The 15013-nt window shown below is 53.5% G+C and carries 14 protein-coding genes; 8 read left to right on the top strand and 6 right to left on the bottom strand.

Annotated elements, in window-relative coordinates:
* Positions 1-25 precede the first annotated feature (25 nt).
* Together gltX and V7676_RS05385 are read right to left on the bottom strand one after the other, a co-directional pair.
* Positions 26-1363 carry a glutamate--tRNA ligase gene (gene gltX / locus V7676_RS05390; RefSeq protein WP_335658616.1) on the bottom strand — a complete coding sequence of 446 codons (1338 nt, stop codon included), beginning with the start codon at positions 1361-1363 and terminating at the stop codon, positions 26-28.
* Entirely contained in the window at positions 1360-3015 is a 1656-nt protein-coding gene (locus V7676_RS05385; RefSeq protein WP_335658615.1) for an NAD+ synthase, read from the bottom strand. Before V7676_RS05385 ends, gltX begins: the two co-directional genes overlap by 4 nt.
* A gap of 307 nt (positions 3016-3322) precedes the next feature.
* Here V7676_RS05385 and V7676_RS05380 point away from each other — a divergent pair, with 307 nt between their 5' ends.
* From V7676_RS05380 to V7676_RS05345, 8 genes are all read left to right on the top strand, one after another.
* Positions 3323-4258: a ribose-phosphate pyrophosphokinase gene (locus V7676_RS05380; protein WP_335658614.1), complete on the top strand. Its 936-nt coding sequence runs from the start codon at positions 3323-3325 to the stop codon at positions 4256-4258.
* Positions 4259-4357: 99 nt separating this feature from the next.
* Positions 4358-5137 (top strand): histidinol-phosphatase, encoded by a 780-nt coding sequence (hisN, locus tag V7676_RS05375; protein ID WP_335658613.1) that lies wholly within the window; start codon positions 4358-4360, stop codon positions 5135-5137.
* Positions 5125-6033: a helix-turn-helix domain-containing protein gene (locus V7676_RS05370; protein ID WP_335658612.1), complete on the top strand. Its 909-nt coding sequence runs from the start codon at positions 5125-5127 to the stop codon at positions 6031-6033. Before hisN ends, V7676_RS05370 begins: the two co-directional genes overlap by 13 nt.
* Positions 6034-6180: 147 nt before the next feature.
* Entirely contained in the window at positions 6181-6381 is a 201-nt protein-coding gene (rpmI, locus tag V7676_RS05365; protein ID WP_335658611.1) for a 50S ribosomal protein L35, read from the top strand.
* Between the two features lie 48 nt (positions 6382-6429).
* Entirely contained in the window at positions 6430-6792 is a 363-nt protein-coding gene (rplT, locus tag V7676_RS05360; protein WP_335658610.1) for a 50S ribosomal protein L20, read from the top strand.
* A gap of 214 nt (positions 6793-7006) precedes the next feature.
* Positions 7007-8134 carry a phenylalanine--tRNA ligase subunit alpha gene (gene pheS, locus V7676_RS05355; protein WP_335658609.1) on the top strand — a complete coding sequence of 376 codons (1128 nt, stop codon included), beginning with the start codon at positions 7007-7009 and terminating at the stop codon, positions 8132-8134.
* Entirely contained in the window at positions 8131-10497 is a 2367-nt protein-coding gene (gene pheT / locus V7676_RS05350) for a phenylalanine--tRNA ligase subunit beta (RefSeq protein ID WP_335658608.1), read from the top strand. The genes pheS and pheT overlap by 4 nt, the downstream gene beginning before the upstream one ends.
* 120 nt (positions 10498-10617) lie before the next feature.
* Positions 10618-12180 (top strand): peptide chain release factor 3, encoded by a 1563-nt coding sequence (locus V7676_RS05345; protein ID WP_335658607.1) that lies wholly within the window; start codon positions 10618-10620, stop codon positions 12178-12180.
* 9 nt (positions 12181-12189) lie between these two features.
* Here V7676_RS05345 and V7676_RS05340 read toward each other — a convergent pair whose 3' ends face one another.
* From V7676_RS05340 to metX, 4 genes are all read right to left on the bottom strand, one after another.
* The gene (locus V7676_RS05340; protein WP_335658606.1) at positions 12190-13032 is read right to left on the bottom strand and encodes a hypothetical protein; all 843 of its coding nucleotides are present in this window, start codon (positions 13030-13032) and stop codon (positions 12190-12192) included.
* Positions 13033-13128: 96 nt separating this feature from the next.
* A complete protein-coding gene (metW, locus tag V7676_RS05335) occupies positions 13129-13719 on the bottom strand; it encodes a methionine biosynthesis protein MetW (RefSeq protein ID WP_335658605.1) in 591 nt (196 codons plus the stop codon).
* Positions 13716-13847, bottom strand: a complete 132-nt coding sequence (locus V7676_RS05330) for a hypothetical protein (protein ID WP_335658604.1) — start codon at positions 13845-13847, stop codon at positions 13716-13718. Before V7676_RS05330 ends, metW begins: the two co-directional genes overlap by 4 nt.
* Positions 13844-14968 carry a homoserine O-acetyltransferase MetX gene (metX, locus tag V7676_RS05325; protein ID WP_335658603.1) on the bottom strand — a complete coding sequence of 375 codons (1125 nt, stop codon included), beginning with the start codon at positions 14966-14968 and terminating at the stop codon, positions 13844-13846. The genes V7676_RS05330 and metX overlap by 4 nt, the downstream gene beginning before the upstream one ends.
* Positions 14969-15013: the final 45 nt, after the last annotated feature.

Raw genomic sequence — 15013 nt, 5'->3', positions numbered from 1 at the left:
CTTATAAGCTACCCAAATTCTTGGCTTAAGAAGAGGTGGCCTTGAGACGGTCCAGCGCTGCATCCCTGCCGATGAGCGGAAGCAGCGCGCCCATGTCCGGACCATGGTCCAGTCCGGTCAAAGCTTGGCGTAAGGGCATGAACAGGGTCTTACCCTTGCGGCCGCTATTTTCCTTGAGCGCTCCGGTCCAGTCCTTCCAGATTGTGTCCGACCAAGTCAGACCCTCTAGCGACGCTCGTGCTTGTTCCAGAAAATCACGATCTTCATCAGCAAGACCAGCGGCGGTCACAGGGCCTGTCACGACTTGCCACCAATATTCCACTTCGCCCATATTATGCAAATTGGGGCGAATGACGCTCCATGCTTCGGCGGTCATTTGATCGGGAATGCGGCCCTGCACATCTGCAAAGTCCAAAAGATGGACGATTTTTTGATTAAGCTGCGTCAGTTCTTCTTCATCAAACCGGGCAGGTGCACGGCCAAAGCGGGAGAAATCAAATGTCTCTATCAAGGTCGAAACGTCAGCAATTGGTTCAACCGGATCGCTCGTCCCGATCCGCGCCAATAGCGCGACCAAGGATTGGGGTTCAATATTACGTTCCCGAAAACTGCTAACGCCTAATGAACCCAGACGTTTCGAAAGCTTGCCCTCCGTACCGACCAGCAGCGCTTCATGGGCAAATTCCGGCATCTTTTCGCCAAAGGCTTGAAACATCTGAATCTGGACAGCGGTGTTGGCCACATGATCTTCACCGCGCACGACATGGGTAATGCCCATATCAATATCATCGATGGTCGAGGGTAACATATAGAGCCAGCTGCCATCTTCGCGCCGGATGACCGGATCGGACAATAAAGCGGGGTCGAAATGTTGGTCACCGCGGATCAGGTCGGTCCACTCAATCGGTGTGTTATGATCCAGCTTGAAACGCCAATGGGCTTTACGTCCCTCGGCCTCAAATGCTGCCAATTCCGCTTCGGATAAATTCAGCGCGCCGCGATCATAGGTCGGAGGCTTGCCGCGACCGAGTTGAATCTTGCGCTTCAGGTCCAGTTCCTGCGCGGTTTCAAAAGCAGGATAAACTCTGCCCGCCGCCTTGAGTTCCTCGAACCGCTCTTCATAGCGATCAAATCGTGCCGATTGGCGTTCCTCACTATCGGGGTTAATGCCCAGCCACGCTAGATCAGCGCGAATGGCTGTGACATATTCCTCTTTCGAGCGTTCTTTATCGGTATCATCCAGCCGCAGCAAAAATTCGCCGCCATTTTTCTGGGCAAACATCCAGTTATGGAGGGCCGTGCGGATATTACCGACATGCAGATGGCCGGTAGGTGAGGGTGCAAAGCGGGTTTTTATGGTCATATTGTCCTAAAAGCGTTGGTAATGGGATAGCGACGATCACGCCCGAAGTTTCTGGTACCCAGCTTCACACCGGGAGGGGCCTGACGCCGTTTATATTCAGCTATATAGAGCAATTTCTCGATCCGTATCACTGTTTCGCGATCAAAGCCGCGTTCCACCATATCTGCAACCGATAATTCCTCCTCGACCAAGCCGTGAAGCAATGGATCGAGAATTTCATAGTCGGGCAGGCTGTCGCTGTCTTTCTGATCGTCGCGTAATTCCGCGCTTGGCGGCTTGGTGATAACCGTATCCGGCATGACGGGACCATCGGGGCCCATGCCCAGCGATGGTTTATTGCGATTGCGCCATTCCGAAAGCTTAAAAACAGTCAGTTTATAGGCATCTTTCAAAACCGAATAGCCGCCCGCCATATCGCCATAAATCGTGGCATAGCCCACGCTCATTTCGCTCTTGTTGCCGGTGGTGAGCAGCATGTGGCCAAATTTGTTGCTCATCGCCATTAATGTCACACCGCGAATGCGGGACTGGATATTTTCTTCGGTACTATCGACTTCTTTGTCAGCGAAACTGCCCGAGAGCATGGCGTCGAAGCCTTCGACCGCGGGCACTATAGATATAGTGTCCAATCTCGTGCCGAGCATTTCCGCGCAACCCGCTGCATCGTCGAGACTTTCCTGACTGGTGAAGCGGGAAGGCATCATCACGCACCACACACGGTCCGCGCCGAGCGCATCGACTGCCACCGCCGCAGACAGGGCGCTATCGATGCCACCAGACAGGCCCAAGATGACGCCGGGAAAATGGTTGGCATTCACATAGTCGCGTAAGCCAACTATCATCGCGTTGTAAATATCGGCTGGATGATCATCGAGTTTATGGATTTCGCCGGGGGCACAATGCCAACCTGTGCCGTCGCTTGTCCAATGGGTATCGATAATGGCTTCATCCCAGTCCGGCAGTTGATGCATTAGCTTTGCATCGCCGTTGAGGACAAAGCTGCAACCGTCAAATACCACTTCGTCCTGACCGCCAATACGGTTGAGGAAAAGAAGGGGCAGGCCAGTTTCGCGTACCCGCTGTGTGGCGACCTGTCCCAACCGGCGATCGTCCTTTTCAATTTCATAGGGGCTGCCATTGACCGCGATCAGCATTTCTGCGCCCTGTTGTTTGAGATGCTGGCAAACCGTTGGGAACCAGACATCCTCGCAAATAGGCAACCCGATTTGACAACCCCGAAAGGTGACGGGATCGGGAAGTGGGCCGGATGCGAACAAGCGCTTCTCGTCAAACGTTCCATAATTGGGAAGTTCTACTTTATAGCGGATCTCTTTAATCTGCCCGTCTTCCAGCAAAGCTATACCGTTATAGAGTTTATCATCTTCCCGAAAAATCGAACCAACCAGCATGGCGGCGCTACTATTCTTTGTCGCCTCAGCCAATCGCTGCAATTCGGTTTCGGCACGCTGAACCACTGCGGGCTTTAGGACTAAGTCTTCCGGAGGATAGCCGATAAGCTGAAGCTCGGGAAATACGATCAGGTCGCTATCGGGCTTTGACCGATAGGCGGCAATCATTGCGTCGGCATTGCCGCGCAAATCGCCAACCGCCTGGGTCATTTGGGCAAGGGTAATGATAAGCTTTTCTGTCATTGCGCCCTGATAGAAACCCGCGCTGCGCTGGGCAAATGAATTGTGCTGCTATAAAATGTCAATTTTATGCGGCCTTAATAATGGCCAGAGAGTTTTTCGGCAGAAAAAAATCGTTCCAGCTGCTCATGCAAGGCCGCAGAGGTTAGGCGTTTTAACCGTTTGTGTAATAAAGTTGAAATAATCTGGCTGGTTTTGGACAAAAGGCACTTTTGATTTGCGATGCATCTGTCTAACAGGGGCACGAAATATTCACATAGGGTCCGCGATTCTGATGCAATGGCTGGCCTGCTCTTGGGGAAGCCACTCTATGAAACTCATGTCCGGTAACAGCAATTTGTCGCTCGCCCAGTCGGTCGCCGACTATTTGGATACGAAGCTGACCGACGCTAGCGTCAAACGCTTTGCAGATGATGAGATTTTTGTTGAAATTCATGAAAATGTGCGCGGTGAAGATGTCTTCATCATGCAATCGACCAGCTTTCCGGCCAATGACAATCTGATGGAATTGCTCATCGGTATCGATGCGTTGCGCCGCGCTTCCGCCAAACGCATTACTGCCGTCATCCCCTATTTCGGTTACGCGCGGCAAGACCGGAAGCCGGGACCAAGAACACCCATATCCGCTAAGCTTGTCGCTAATCTGATTACCGAAGCCGGTGCTGACCGTGTGCTGTCGGTAGATTTGCATGCCGGCCAGATTCAGGGCTTTTTCGATATACCTACCGACAACCTCTATGGTGCGCCGGTCATGTCTGCCGATATTCAAGCGCGTTTTGGGGCGCATGAATTGATGATTGTATCGCCCGATGTCGGCGGCGTGGTCCGTGCCCGCGCATTGGCAAAGCGTCTTGATAACGCACCTTTGGCTATTGTTGATAAACGCCGCGAGCGGGCAGGTGAATCAGAAGTCATGAATATCATCGGTGATGTTTCCGGCCGCTTCTGCATCTTGATTGATGATATTGTCGATTCTGGCGGAACCTTATGTAATGCGGCGCAAGCCTTGAAAGATAAAGGCGCAACCGAAGTCGTGGCTTATTGTACGCACGGCGTACTTTCTGGCGGTGCGGTTGCGCGCGTCAATGCTAGCGCACTTAAGGAATTGGTCATTACCGATTCTATCGGCGCAACCGAAGCGGTTAAAGATTCCGATCGCATTCGCCATTTGACCATCGCGCCATTATTGGGCGAAGCGATTAAACGGATCGGCGATGAAAGCTCCGTATCCAGCCTGTTTGATTAGTGGTCGCGCGTTCCACCCTTGATAAGGAGCTACGTGTTAAGCTATCCCTGTAATGAAGCTAGGCTTTGCACAAAGTGCAGGGCATGAACCGGAGCGTAAATGACACCCAAGGATATCGCACTTGCTCAAACTCTTGCCGATGCGGCAGGCGAAGCGATCCGGCCGTTTTATCGTGCGAAATTTGATCAGGAATCGAAAAGCGATGCGTCCCCAGTAACTGAAGCGGACCGCGCCGCAGAAGCAGCGATGCGCAAGATTATCGAAACCCAATTTCCCGACGACGGTATCATCGGCGAAGAATATGGCACGATCAATGAAGGCGCTGCCCGTCAATGGGTGCTTGATCCCATTGATGGCACAACCAGTTTCATTGCCGGTCGGCCGATTTTCGGAACGCTGATCGCGCTGATGCAGGACGGCTGGCCGGTTATCGGTATTATTGACCAGCCCATCGCCCGTGAACGGTGGATCGGCGTCGTGGGAAGACCGACGACTTTTAACGGGGCACCTGCAAAATCCAGTCGTTGCCGTGAATTAAAAGATGCCGTTCTGGCCACCACGACCCCGCATCAATTTGACGAACATGATGCCGAGCATTTTATGGGGCTGGCCGCAAAAGTTGCGCCGCGCAAAATCATCTATGGTGGCGATTGCTATAATTATGGACTGGTGGCCAGCGGCCATGTCGATGTCGTATGTGAAGCAGGGCTAAAGCTGCATGATTACGCTGCGCTTGCTCCGATTATTGAGGGCGCAGGCGGGATGATGTGCGATTGGAACGGCGAGCCGCTCCACGCCGAATCCGACGGGCATGTGCTCGCCATTGGAGATCAGGCGCGCATTGACGATGTGCTGGAAGCAATTGCATGCCATCACTAGAGCCGGTCAGCACAACACGTTTCGTTCGTCCGCCACCGCCTCTGCAGCGCTATCTCACGACCTATTATTTTACGAATATTGATAGTCCGGATAACTCTGAAATATCGGATTTAATGTTGCCCCAATGGGCTAGCGTGCGTTTCATCTATCGCGGCAGCGTCAATATGACGGTTCCGTCAGCCAAGCCCCATCAATCTCCGCGGGCCGTTATGGCGGGGCCGACAAGTCTAGCGACGCCTATTTCAAGCAAATTTGCCCGAATCGCAGCGATTGGATTTTTGCCCCTCGGTTGGTATAAATTTGTCCGTCAGCCGGCATCGCGTTGGGCCAATAGTGTAGTGGATGTCGAAGCTGCTCATAAATTCGATCTTTTTGCCGATATCTGGCGCAGCGTCGGGGATTTGAAAACCGAGGCCGAGATGGTTGATATGTTCAACCACATTCTTCTGGAATCCTTGGGACCGCCTGATGCGGATGAGGAATTGATCGAGGCGGCACATTTGGCGCTGACCGATCCAAATATTGACAGCGTCGGGGCTTTGAGTGAACGACTAGGAATGGATACGAAGCAGCTGAGCCGCTTTTCGAATCGGGTTTTCGGCTTTCTTCCGAAACTACTTTTGCGACGGCAGCGATTTGTTCGGACGTTGGGGCAGGCTATGATGAACCCGAACCAAAGCTGGAGTGAATGTGTCGACCTTAATTACTATGATCAAGCGCATTTCAATCGCGACTTTAAACGGTTTATGGGACTAACGCCGAGGCAATATATGGCCCAGCCGCACCCGATTTTCGGAATTGGTGCGACAGAACGGACTAAAGCATTGGGTCGGCCATTGCAGGCCATGGATAGGCCAGATGATCCCGATTCCGACGATAATTGCAACGCGGCCTAATCAAAGCCATCGAAAACCAGCGCCGGTTTTGCATTATATCTTGCATTTCAGGCGAATCTCGCTATTGCCGCCCTTCCTATGTGATGCACTGGCCAGTGTTGGGCTGCCACATGCGTCCGTAACGGTACTTTTCTGAAGGAGACCAAAATGCCCAAGTTGAAGACCAAAAGTGGTGTGAAGAAACGCTTCAAAATCACCGCCACCGGCAAAGTTACGCACGGTGTAGCTGGCAAACGCCACCGTTTGATGAGCCATAACAGCAAATATATCCGGCAAAACCGCGGCACAAAAAACTGTGCTGACGCAGATGCGAAAACAGTAAAGAAATGGGCACCTTACGGGCTTTAATAGCTCTTTGGCTTCCATCGCTTCACAAAAATTTCAAGGATATAAGATATGGCACGCGTAAAACGGGGTGTAACCACCCGTGCAAAACATAAAAGATTATTGGTTCAGGCGAAGGGCTATTATGGCCGTCGCAAGAACACCATCCGTGTAGCAAGACAGGCTGTCGAAAAAGCCGGTCAATATGCTTATCGCGATCGTAAAGTTAAGAAACGTGCGTTTCGCGCAATCTGGATCCAGCGTATTAACGCTGCGGTTCGCGCAGAAGGCATGACATACGGCACATTCATGCACGGCACCAAGCTTGCCGGTATTGAACTGGATCGTAAAGTAATGGCCGATTTGGCGATGAATGAACCTGCTATGTTTAGCGGCATCATCAAACAGGCGCAGGATGCTCTGGCGAAAGCTTGAAGCTTTTCATAATTTAAAAAAAGCGCCGGAGAGCAATCTCGCGGCGCTTTTTTATTGGGAGAATCAGGCGAACCACCCCCGTTCGTAACCCTGAACGTGTTTCAGGGTCCATTTCTCCTTGATAGGCTGGTTCAAGCGGTTAGATGGATGCTGAGCCGACGGCCACCGAAGGTAAATAAGTTCAGCATGAAGACTGTTGGGTAGGGATGACAAGATGAGCGACATCGAAGCAATCAAAGATAAATATCTCGATGAGATAAGTACCGCTGGTGATGGCGATGCTTTGGAAGCTATTCGCGTCGCGGCGCTGGGCAAAAAGGGTGAAATTTCGCTGCTGCTCAAAACGCTCGGTAAAATGACGCCCGAAGAACGGCAAACCGAAGGCCCGAAAATCAATGGCGCGCGCCAAGCCGTGGCCGACGCTCTTGCCGCGAAAAAAGACGCAATGGAAAGCGAAGCCCTGAACGCTCGCCTCGCCACTGAAAAACTCGACATGACCTTGCCGCCGCCGAGTGCGCCCAAGGGCAGCATCCATCCGGTGTCGCAAGTCATGGACGAACTCGCAGAGATTTTTGCCGATCTAGGTTTCTCTGTCGCGACCGGCCCTGAAATTGAAGACGACTGGCATAATTTTACCGCACTCAATATTCCCGACACCCATCCGGCACGGGCGATGCATGACACGTTCTATTTCCCGCAAACGGATGAGAATGACATGCCCAAATTGCTCCGCACGCATACGTCACCGGTACAGATTCGCACGATGATGAATGTCGCCAAGCAAACCGGCGGAGCGGGTGAGCCAATTCATATCATTGCACCGGGCCGCACCTATCGCAGCGATAGCGATGCCACCCATACCCCGATGTTCCATCAGATCGAAGGACTGGTGATCGACAAGGGTATTCACATGGGCCACCTTAAATGGACCTTGGAAACCTTTATCCGCGCCTTTTTCGAGCGCGAAGATATCGAACTGCGCCTGCGCCCCAGCTATTTCCCGTTCACCGAACCTTCTGCCGAAGTGGACGTCGGGTTTTCCGTGGAAAAAGGCCGCCGGATCATCGGCGGCGACGCGCAAGGCGGCGTTGATGGTATTGGGGGCGGCTGGATGGAAGTCCTCGGCTCCGGCATGGTCCACCCCAATGTGATCCGCAATTGCGGCCTTGATCCCGATGTGTGGCAGGGCTTTGCCTTTGGCTGCGGCATCGACCGGCTTGCGATGCTGAAATATGGCATGGATGATCTGCGCGCCTTTTTTGACGGCGATTTGCGCTGGACGGAACATTATGGATTTAACGCGCTCGACGTTCCCACGTTAAGCGGAGGAGTCGGCGCATGAAATTTTCGCTAAGCTGGCTCAAAGCCCATCTCGACACCGATGCAAGCCTCACCGAGATTACCGATAAGCTGACCGCTATCGGGCTGGAGCTAGAGGGATTGGAAAATCCCGCTGATGCGCTCAAACCATTTCGCGTGGCAAAGGTCATCGCCGCTGGTCCGCATCCCAATGCCGACAAGCTGCAATTGCTAAAAGTCGACGACGGGTCCAGCGAGCCATGGCAAGTCGTGTGCGGCGCGCCCAATGCGCGCAAGGATATGATTGGTGTCTTCGGCCCTCCTGGAACCTATATTCCGGGCAGTGATTTTACCCTGAAGCCAGCCAAAATCCGTGACGTCGAAAGCTTCGGCATGATGTGCAGCGCGCGCGAGCTGGAATTGGGCGAAGATCATGACGGTATCATAGAGCTGCCGGCTGACGCGCCGGTGGGCACAAGCTATGCCGATTACGCCCAGCTCGATGATCCGATCATTGATGTTGCGATTACGCCCAATCGTCAGGATTGCATGGGCGTGCGCGGCATCGCCCGCGATCTCGCGGCGGCCGGCATGGGCACGCTTAAACCGTTGGTGATCGATGAGATTGCACGCAACGGCGCTGGCCCAAATGTCCGCACCGATGACGCAGAGGGTTGCCCTGCCTTTTACGGCTGCACCGTTAGCGGCCTTACCAATGGCAAAGCGCCTGACTGGATGCAGGCGCGGCTCAAATCTGCTGGCCAGAAACCGATTAACGCGCTGGTGGATATTACCAATTATGTCATGCTCGATCACGGACGGCCCTTGCATGTCTATGATGCAACTAAGCTGAGCGGAGGCCTTGTCGCGCGCAAGGCTTCGGCTGGCGAAAAGCTGACAGCGCTGAATGACAAGGAATATATACTCGACGAGAGCATGACCGTCATTTCTGATGATAATGGCGCGCATGATATTGGCGGTATCATGGGCGGCGCGGAAACGGGGTCGGAAGAAAGCACGACGGAAGTGCTGATCGAATGTGCTTATTTTGATCCTGCCTCGATTGCCAAAACCGGACAAAAGCTGATGCTGACCAGCGATGCACGGCAGCGGTTTGAGCGCGGCGTTGATCCGGCATTTCTGGATGACGGTATCAATATCGCCACGGCGCTGGTGCTGCAAATTTGCGGCGGAACGGCGAGCGAAATTACGCGTGCTGGCACAGCGCCAACCGATCAACGCACGTTCAGCTATGATCCCGCGCAATGCATGACTCTGGGCGGTCTGGACGTGGCTGCCGATAGGCAAAAGGCTATATTGGAAGCCCTTGGCTTTATTATTGAGCCTGACTGGCAAGTTACCGTGCCGACATGGCGGCGTGACGTCACGGGTTGGCAGGATATTGTGGAGGAAATTATCCGCATCGAAGGTCTGGATGCTATTCCGTCCACGCCGCTGCCGCGTAAGGCAGGGGTGGCGAAGCCCACGGCGTCTCCCGAACAATTGGCCGAACGCAAGGCACGGCGCGCAGCCGCCGCACGCGGGTTGAACGAAGTCGTCAACTGGAGCTTTATCTCTGACAAAGAGGCGGCGCCCTTTGGCGGCGGCACCTGGTCGCTTGCCAATCCGATCAGCGAAGATTTGAAAGTTATGCGCCCGTCACTGCTCCCCGGCCTGATCGCCGCGGCGCAGCGTAATGTCGATCGCGGTGCGGCTAGCATCCGCTTGTTTGAAGTCGGACGGCGTTATCTCGAAACCAGCGAACATCCGACCATCAGCCTGATATTGACGGGCGAAAATCGCGCGCGCAGTTGGCAGGGCGGACCCGCCACCAAGTTTGACGCTTATGATGCCAAGGCCGAAGTGCTGGCGATATTGGAAGCCGCTGGCGCTCCGGTTGATAAATTGATGGATTTTGCGGAAGCCGGTGATCATTATCATCCCGGTCAATCCGGTACATTGCGGCTCGGCCCGAAGAAAGTTCTCGCCGCTTATGGCGCGTTGCATCCTTCTGTCACCAAAAAGCTGGGCCTTAAAGGTGCGGCTGTGGGCGCCGAGATTTTCCTCGATGCCATTCCGCTGAAAAAGGCGAAAACCCATATGCGTGAGGCTTTTGCTCCGCCGGTCTTGCAAGCGGTGAAACGTGACTTCGCGTTCATCGTAGACGCAGATGTTGCCGCCGGTGACCTGGCACGCGCGGTCAAAGGCGCAGACAAGAAACTGATTACCGACGTACGGATTTTCGATCTGTTCGAAGGGGCGAGCGTTGGCGAAGGCAAGAAATCGCTGGCGGTGGAAGTAACGCTGCAACCGACGGACGCGACGCTGACCGAAGAGGATTTGAAGGCGCTTTCGGATGCGGTTGTCGCTTCGGCGGCTAAACTGGGAGCGGAACTGAGGGGATAGAAGCAGTTTCGTCATGCTGAACTTGTTTCAGGACCCATTCCTCCTCATAGATGCTGATTAAAGACGAACAATGGACCCTGAAACAAGTTCAGGGTGACGACGGATGAGAAAAACCAATTTATGACCAATCCACGCCGTACATTCGCGATTATCTCTCACCCCGATGCGGGTAAGACGACGCTGACTGAAAAGCTTTTGCTGAAAGGCGGCGCTATCCATTTGGCGGGCGAGGTGAAGGCGCGCGGTGATAACCGGCGGGCGCGGTCGGACTGGATGAAGATCGAGCAACAACGCGGGATTTCCGTGACCAGCTCGGTGATGACATTCGAACGCAATGGCATCACGTTTAACCTGCTCGACACACCGGGCCATGAAGATTTCTCCGAAGATACTTACCGCACACTGACCGCCGTCGATAGCGCGATCATGGTAATTGATGCGGCCAGCGGTATCGAGGCGCAGACGCTGAAACTTTTTGAAGTCTGCCGGATGCGTTCTGTGCCGATCATCACCTTCGTCAACAAGGTCGACCGCGAAGGTCGCGATCCATTTGATCTGCTCGACGAAGTGGCGGATAAATTGGCGCTGGATGTGTGCCCGATGAGCTGGCCCACTGGCATGGGCGGGCAGTTTGAAGGCGTCTATGACTTGATGCGCAATCAACTGCATCAGCCCGAAGGCGACAGCAAGGCCTATGATGGCCGGTCACAGCAATTTACCGGTCTGGATGATCCGAAACTTGCCGAGGTGCTGAGCGAAGAGGCTTTGGCGCGGCTCACCAGCGAAGGCGAGCTGGCACAGGGCGGCTATAGCAGCTTTGATCTGGAGGCTTATCAAAACGGCGACCTGACACCGGTATTCTTTGGCTCTGCGCTCAAACAATTTGGTGTCGAGGAGTTGATCGAGGCGATTGCCGATTATGCTCCCAGCCCGCGGCCCCAACCAGCCGAACCCGCGCCGGTTGATCCAGCCGATAAAGATGTCACCGGCTTTATTTTCAAGATTCAGGCCAATATGGACCCGCAGCACCGCGACCGCGTTGCGTTCATGCGGCTTTGTTCGGGCGAGTTTAAACGCGGCATGAAGCTGACCCCTTCGGGCCTTGGCAAGCCGATTGCGATCCATTCCCCCATCTTGTTTTTCGCGCAAGACCGCGAGATTGCGGATACCGCGCTGCCCGGCGATATTATCGGCATTCCCAATCACGGAACCTTGCGGGTCGGTGATACTCTGTCCGAGAAAAATCAGGTGCGGATTACGGGCCTACCGAATTTCGCACCGGAAATCCTCCGCCGCGTGATCCTGCGCGATCCGACCAAGACCAAGCAGCTGCGCAAGGCGCTGGATGACCTATCCGAAGAAGGCGTGGTGCAGGTTTTCTATCCCGAACTCGGCGCCAACTGGATTATCGGCGTGGTCGGGCAATTGCAGCTCGAAGTGCTCGTTTCGCGGCTGGAGGCGGAATATAAGGTCGATGCCTATCTCGAACAGGCACCGTTCGAAACCGCCCGCTGGATCAGCGGCGATGAAAGCGTGCTCTATGCTTTTGCGAATATCAACCAAAGCTCGCTGGCCAAAGACCGCGATGATAATCTGGTATTTCTGGCGAAATCGGCCTGGGATGTCGGCTATCAGGAAGAGCGCAATCCGGAGATTAAGTTTAGCGCTACTCGGGAGCGGTAAAGGATTCAGTTACTTCACTTTTTGGCGTTTAATTAAATGTAAACATGCGTTGATTGTAGCCAAATAGTGGTAAAATATCCAACTTAACCAAATAGCTTTATCGTAATCTAATTTTTGTTTCTGATTTAGATGTCGGATGCCAAAGTTATTTGCCAACTGAAATAAGTCTTTTTCGTCTTGTTTGAGCAAAGTTATTTTAATTTGGGGGCGCAACCACTCAAGGACATCAGCTAGGTCACGGACCGCTTTTTGTCGGTCATCCACACTGCTACTATATCGTTGAAAGCGTTCAACCGCATTTTCGACTTTATCTGTGACGGTAATCTCGTCGGTAGGCAATTTTGCAGTGAATAATTTGTTTAAGCCGATAGAGCCTAGAGCCATTATCTCGCCACGCTCATTAAGCGTGAAGCGCTTGTCATAGCGCTCCAGCAATTTATTTATCCTCTGTCGATATTCTCCTTGGCCATCCACCTTATTGAACTCGCTATAATGATAACCGCAGTCATTCCAGCCGTGATAATTTTTTACCTTGGGTTCGCTTACGTGGTCGAACAGAAACTCAATCATATCGAATAAATCAGGTTCGCTATAACCATCAATTTTTTCACTAATGGGCCACATATCTTTTTTCATTATGGTAATTAAAACATATGAATTTACGCTATTACCTACGGTGCCCTCAACCTCCCCTTCATCAACGCACGTGAACCCAAATGCTTCGTCAAAATATCCATTACTTTGCAAATATTCATAAATACTAAGAACAAGAGCTTTTAGCACTGGCAAGTCGATCAAAGGCGCATGAGCACTATTGCTAGATCGAGCGCTAAAGTATTTTCGAGATGTCAAATTGGATTCCATATTACCGATGTAATACCACTAGGGCACTTTAAATCCTAGAATATACAGGGATCAATTTTTTGGTGCCTTTGGCAGTAATAATTATCACCCCCGCAACAAAAACACCGCATGTTCCGCCAGTAAATTGGCCATGCCGCGGTTCATCTGCTTGTCGCCGCTCAAAAACCATTCGCCTTCTTGCGTAAATTTACCGGCACGCACCAGCGCGCGGAAATCGTCGACGGTCACATGGTGGATGTTGGGCGTGTCATACCATGTTTGCGGCAACAGGCGGGTCACTGGCATGTGGCCGCCAAAGAATAGGGAGGTACGCACCCGCCAATGGGCGAAATTGGGGAAGCTGACAAAGGCCTGTTTCCCGATACGCAGCAATTGCTCCAGCATGATGTCGGGCCGGTGCGTTGTTTGCAGTGTCTGGCTAAGGATTGCATAGTCGAAACTGCCGTCCGGATAGGCGGCAAGATCGGTAGCAGCGTCGCCCTGTACCACGGACAAGCCTTTGCTGACGGCGGTGGCGACATTGGTCGGATTAATCTCTAGCCCACGCGCATCGACCTGTTTCTGGTCCCGCAAGGCCGCCATCAACGCGCCGTCTCCGCAGCCGATGTCGAGCACGCGGCTGTTGGGTACGATATTGTCGGCAATGATTTGCAAGTCGGGGCGGAGTTTGGTCATTGTTCTTGTCCCCATTCGTCATGCCGAACTTGTTTCAGCATCCATGTCTGGTCACTCGCGGCCTGCGCGATTGGGCACGATGGACCCTGAAACAAGTTCAGGGTGACGATAGAGGGGAGTCGGTTCATTTCCCTTCTCCCGCTTTCAAAAACCCGTCGACAATCCGGTTCATCTCCGGATTTTCGAGCAGGAAGCTGTCGTGGCCGAAGGGGCTGGATAATTCCATGAAGCTGACTTCGGCTCCGGCAGCGTTGAGCGCATGGACGATCGCGCGGGATTCGCTTGTCGGGTAAAGCCAGTCAGTATCGAAACTGATCAAACAAAAGCGCGTTTTTGATCCTTTGAACGCATTGGCCAATATGCCGCCGTGCGCTTCCGCCAAGTCAAAATAGTCCATTGCGCGGGTGATATAGAGATAGCTGTTGGCATCGAACCGGTCGACAAAGCTGATCCCCTGATGCCGCAAATAGCTTTCCACCTGAAAATCGGCATCAAAACCGAATGTCTTGGTATCGCGGTCCTGAAGCCGCCGCCCGAATTTTTCGGTCAGGCCGGCTTCGGACAAATAAGTGATATGCGCTGCCATGCGCGCCACGGCGAGGCCGCTGCTCGGCGGATCGTCATCGGCATAATAAGCTCCGCCACGCCAGCGCGGGTCGGCCATGATCGCCTGACGCCCGACTTCGTGAAAGGCGATATTCTGCGCTGAATGACGGGCGGCCGATGCGATGATGACGGCGGATTTCACGCGATCGGGATAAAGCGCCGTCCAACTGATCGCCTGCATCCCGCCCATCGACCCACCGACGACGGCATGAAGTCGCTCTATGCCAAGGTAATCAATCAATAATGCCTGCGCCCGCACCATATCGGCAATGGTAAGCACCGGAAACTCCATGCCCCATGGCAGGTCGGTTGCAGGGTTGATCGTCGCGGGGCCAGAGGAGCCCATGCAGCTGCCGATGACGTTGGCGCAGATGATGCAGTGGCGATCCGTATCAATCGGTTTGCCGGGTCCGACCATGCGCGTCCACCAGCCATCTTTTCCCGTACTGGGATGGACCGAGGCAACATATTGATCGCCGGTTAGCGCATGACAGATCAGCACCGCGTTGCTGCCATCCGCATTCAGCGTGCCATAAGTTTCATAGGCAATTTCGACAGGCGTCAGCGCAGCACCGCTGTCCAGCGGTAACGGGCCCATCAGGCGTACGGACTTATCCAGACCAAAACGTGCATCTTCGCTCATAAATTCAGTGGCTAAGGGCGGATTCACCGCCGGTCAAACGATATT

Origin of the sequence: Parasphingorhabdus sp. (assembly GCF_036963805.1) — a bacterium.
Classification (GTDB): Bacteria; Pseudomonadota; Alphaproteobacteria; order Sphingomonadales; family Sphingomonadaceae; genus Parasphingorhabdus.
The sequence above is the reverse complement of the archived record's forward strand: the minus strand, read 5'-3'. Positions and strand labels throughout refer to the sequence as shown.